Origin of the sequence: Porphyromonas sp. CAG:1061, assembly GCF_000435035.1 — a bacterium.
Classification (GTDB): domain Bacteria; phylum Bacteroidota; class Bacteroidia; order Bacteroidales; family Porphyromonadaceae; genus Porphyromonas_A; species Porphyromonas_A somerae.
On record NZ_HF988953.1, the window covers coordinates 2808 to 6776 of the forward strand.

A 3969-nucleotide genomic window follows, 5' to 3' on the forward strand; every position below is an offset into this window, starting at 1 on the left:
AATCGGCAGAAGCTGAGGAGTCAAAGGAAAGTAGTAAGAAGTCCAAAGATGATCTCAAGGAGACGCTGCACCTCATAGAGGAGGCAACCGGACAGAAGATGCTACAGTTTGAAGAGGATGATGAGGAGGAATAAGCAGAACCATTGGAGAAGGGGGTGGATGCTCGTGGCACTTCTGCCTATCTATTGCTCTGTAGCTTTGGCACAAGAGTCCACTCAGGAGAAGTGGTACCACAAACTTGGTAAGTGGGTTGAGGGCGAGCCTTGGAGCTGGGAGGGTAATTTACCCATGACCCACACTAAGTATCTATTTCACATTGGGGAGATGGGGGTAAAGGACCAATACCTTAGCCCCATAGCACACCGTGGAATAGAGGGAAAGCTCTCTTTCCTCACCGACTTTGCGGCATCCAGCCAACGCTCATGGCATATCTATCAAGATGTGTCACTCAATCTAGCTTCTCTCAAGAATAAAGCCAATGGTACGGTGATGTATAGTCTCGGGGTGGACTATGCCGTGGGTCCTAGCTGGCGAGTAGTGAAGCACAAAGGGCTATCCCTAGACCTTGCCCCGCTCCTAGCACTCAATGTGGGAGGGCATATCAAGGAGTCCAACACCAATAATATAGGCAATGTGAAGGCCAATATTGGACTAGATGGTTGGGGACGCCTGAGGTATCAAATCCCATGGAAGACCATGCCACTCAGCATCAGCTACTCTGCTCAAATACCGTTGATGATGGGGGCGTTTCACCCAGAATATGGGCAGAGCTACTACGACTACGTTTCGGGAGATAATGGAGCCAAGATAGCGATTCTCTTCGGCTCTTTTCATAATACAATTGGCATCAAGCAGAGGCTACTTATTGATCTACCTATCCACAATCTCACCCTCACGGTGGGGGCGGAGCATAGCTATTTCGGACAGAAAATCAATCATACCACCTACAAATCGGGGTGCTGGAATCTAGTGGTGGGACTTTCCTTGGATAGCTTTAAGCTCTCGGGAGGGAAAGCGGTTGCCTCGCCACAAATCACCAATAGATATCGCGACTAATGAATAAGATAAGACTAGCTATACTTTCACTGGTGGTGATTGCCCTAGGTGGTTGTATTCCAGAGACACCAGGAGAGGCTGATCAAGTGACCAACTTTGAAGCACTCTGGAAGATCATGGATGAGCACTACTGCTTTTTTGAGGAGAAGGGGGTGGATTGGAATGAGGTGCACGACCGTTATTTGGCCAAGCTAAAGGAGTCAGAGCAGAGTACTCTGAGCTTCTTCTATTTATTATCGGATATGCTGAATGAGCTGAAGGATGGTCATGTCAACCTCTACTCCGACTTTGATATCAGTGGTTACCCCATTGCCCCCGACCCTACTACAGGGCTCAATATCTATGCACGATGCAGAGATCTATCTGGGCGTTTGATGATTTCGGGCGGGATGAGGTATGGACTCTTTGCCACAAAGGAGCGGACCCTCTCTTTTGGTTATATGTCCTATGGTAGCTTCTCCAGTGGTATTGGCAATATGCCGGTGATCCTTTCGCTTTTTGAGAAGAGTGATGCCATTATCCTAGACCTTAGGGGGAATGGCGGGGGCTCCCTAGATAATTGCGATAAGCTACTTTCTTATTTCATTAAGGAGAAGTGCCTAATCGGCTATACAGTCCACAAGACAGGACCAGGGCATCACGAGTTCTCCAAACCCAAGGCGCATTATATCAGTCCGAGCTCTATCAAGACACTTACGGAGAAGCCGGTGCTGATTCTGCAAGATAGGAGTAGCTACAGTGCCACCAACGACTTCCTATACAAGGTGAGGAGTGCTAAGAATGTGATCAGGATAGGAGAGCAGTCGGGCGGAGGAGCTGGCATGCCAGCTTCAGCCGAATTGCCTAATGGCTGGCGGGTACGCTACTCAGCCGTGAAGAGCTACGACAAGGATATGGTGCTACTAGAGGGAGGTGTTGCACCCGATATTGAAGTGCATAATGATAGCTTTTATGAGAAGCCTGATGCAGAGGATAGGATTCTCATCACAGCGATAAAGAAAGTATTTGAAATTAAAGGGGTACCCTACCCCACTAAGTAAACCATAAAGATGGAAAATAATTTAATGCAGATGGAGGAGGAGATCGTAAAAGCACTACGAACAGTTTATGATCCCGAAATACCAGTGAATATATACGACCTAGGATTGGTCTACGATGTAGATGTGAATCACGAAACGGGGCATGTGGTGGTGACGATGACACTCACCTCGCCTAATTGCCCTGTCGTAGACTTCCTCATCACCGACGCCCAGATGAGGGTGGAGAGTGTGAAAGGGGTGAAGAGTGCTGAGATAAAGCTCACCTTTGAGCCGGAGTGGCACCGAGATATGATGACCGACGAGGCAAAGCTGGAACTGGGACTACTCTAAGGAAGGTGTATGATCTACTTTGCCTCGGACACCCACTTCGGTGCCTACTTTCACCAAGACCCTTTGGCAATAGAGCGGAAGTTTCTACGCTGGCTGAAGGAGATAGAGGTGGATGCAACGCATCTCTTTCTGGTAGGAGATATCTTCGACTACTGGTTTGAGTACAAATATGTGGTGCCTAGGGGCTATACCCGTATCCTTGGAAAGTTGGCCGATATGGCGGATCATGGCGTGGAGATTCACTTCTTTACTGGTAATCACGATATATGGGTGTATGATTACCTTCCTAAGGAGATCGGTTGCCAAGTGCATAGAGCTCCTACTACCTTTGAGCTACTCGGTAAGAAGTTTTATATCGCTCACGGAGACGAGTTTATCAAGGATGATAGGGGCTTTAGGATCATCAGAGCGATCTTCCATAATCGGATATGCCAAAAGCTATATGGAAGTCTGCACCCTTGGCTCACCGTAGGCTTCGCACACCGCTGGGCACTGCATAGCCGCAAAAAGGGATTGAAGGATCAATACGAGCAGGAGTACCGAGGCGAAAAGGAGGAGTATCTAGTGGACTTTGCTAAGGAGTATCTAACAGAGCACCCTAATGACGCCCCCGACTTTTTCATCTTTGGGCACCGCCATATAATGCTCGATCTGATGCTCTCTCGCCAATCTAGAGTGGTGATTCTTGGCGACTGGATTACCCACTTTAGCTATGCCCAATGGGACGGCACCACCTTCACCCTCAACCTATTTGAGGCGTAGATCATATATTATATGTATCTTTACGATGTATTAACAATGGATTGGTTATAAACTTTTTGGATTGTGGAGATGAAAAAGATTGCTGCCATTACGATGGTGCGTAACGACGACTTTTACCTAAAGCACTGGACAAGATACTATGGTGCTGAACTGGGCGAGGAAAACCTATACATCTATCTCGATGGAAAAGATCAGAAGCTACCAGACTGGTGCCCCAAAGCTCAAGTGGTGGCGGTAGATAAGATCAAAGGTCAAGTGGTATCGGCGGAGAAGGAGCGCTTGCTATTTCTCTCCAATAGAGCTAAGGAGCTTTTTGAGAAGGGATATGACCTTGTGATCGGTGTAGATGCCGATGAACTCCTAGTGGTAGACCCTAATGTAGGTAAAGGACTACGCGAGTACCTGAGCAGTCTGGATATTAAGAATAGTGTTTCTGGTCTTGGAGTGGATGTAGGACAGTTCCTTGGCAAAGAGGCGGATATCAAGGAGGATGATACGCCATTCCTCAATCAGCGTAAGTATGCACGCCTCTCCACTAGATATACCAAGCCGAGCGTATTAGCAGCGCCTCTACAGTGGGGATCTGGATTCCATCGGATCAAAGGAAAGAACTTCCATATTGATAAGAACCTTTACCTATTCCACTTTGGCTACTTCGATATGCGACGCATTGAAGCAAGGTTTGCCGACCCAGACCGAAGAGAAGCAGGCTGGACAAAGCACATCGCGAAGCGCTCTAAGACCATCAAACAGGTAACGAATCATAAAGCTCGCGATTGGG

Annotated in this window: 5 protein-coding genes; all 5 read left to right on the forward strand. The window is 47.8% G+C overall.

Translation table 11 applies throughout. The features are described 5' to 3' along the window. Positions 1 to 117: 117 nt before the first annotated feature. Positions 118 to 1056, forward strand: coding sequence for a DUF3316 domain-containing protein (locus QVO39_RS08825; RefSeq protein ID WP_288171970.1), 939 nt, complete (start codon positions 118 to 120; stop codon positions 1054 to 1056). After that, complete coding sequence (locus QVO39_RS08830; RefSeq protein WP_021903863.1) at positions 1056 to 2096, forward strand: S41 family peptidase; 1041 nt, start codon at positions 1056 to 1058, stop codon at positions 2094 to 2096. The genes QVO39_RS08825 and QVO39_RS08830 overlap by 1 nt, the downstream gene beginning before the upstream one ends. Before the next feature lie 9 nt (positions 2097 to 2105). Beyond that, the gene (locus tag QVO39_RS08835; protein ID WP_026161830.1) at positions 2106 to 2426 is read left to right on the forward strand and encodes a metal-sulfur cluster assembly factor; all 321 of its coding nucleotides are present in this window, start codon (positions 2106 to 2108) and stop codon (positions 2424 to 2426) included. Between the two features lie 9 nt (positions 2427 to 2435). Further along, the gene (locus tag QVO39_RS08840; RefSeq protein WP_021903864.1) at positions 2436 to 3188 is read left to right on the forward strand and encodes a UDP-2,3-diacylglucosamine diphosphatase; all 753 of its coding nucleotides are present in this window, start codon (positions 2436 to 2438) and stop codon (positions 3186 to 3188) included. 69 nt (positions 3189 to 3257) lie between these two features. Continuing rightward, on the forward strand, positions 3258 to 3969 hold a 712-nt coding region (locus tag QVO39_RS08845), incomplete at its 3' end, for a glycosyltransferase family 2 protein (protein ID WP_288171971.1).

Bases quoted from the DNA above. Each gene is read 5' to 3' on its own strand.
- QVO39_RS08825 (WP_288171970.1), top strand. From the start codon at position 118: ATGATGAGGAGGAATAAGCAGAACCATTGGAGAAGGGGGTGGATGCTC.
- QVO39_RS08830 (WP_021903863.1), top strand. From the start codon at position 1,056: ATGAATAAGATAAGACTAGCTATACTTTCACTGGTGGTGATTGCCCTA.
- QVO39_RS08835 (WP_026161830.1), top strand. From the start codon at position 2,106: ATGGAAAATAATTTAATGCAGATGGAGGAGGAGATCGTAAAAGCACTA.
- QVO39_RS08840 (WP_021903864.1), top strand. From the start codon at position 2,436: ATGATCTACTTTGCCTCGGACACCCACTTCGGTGCCTACTTTCACCAA.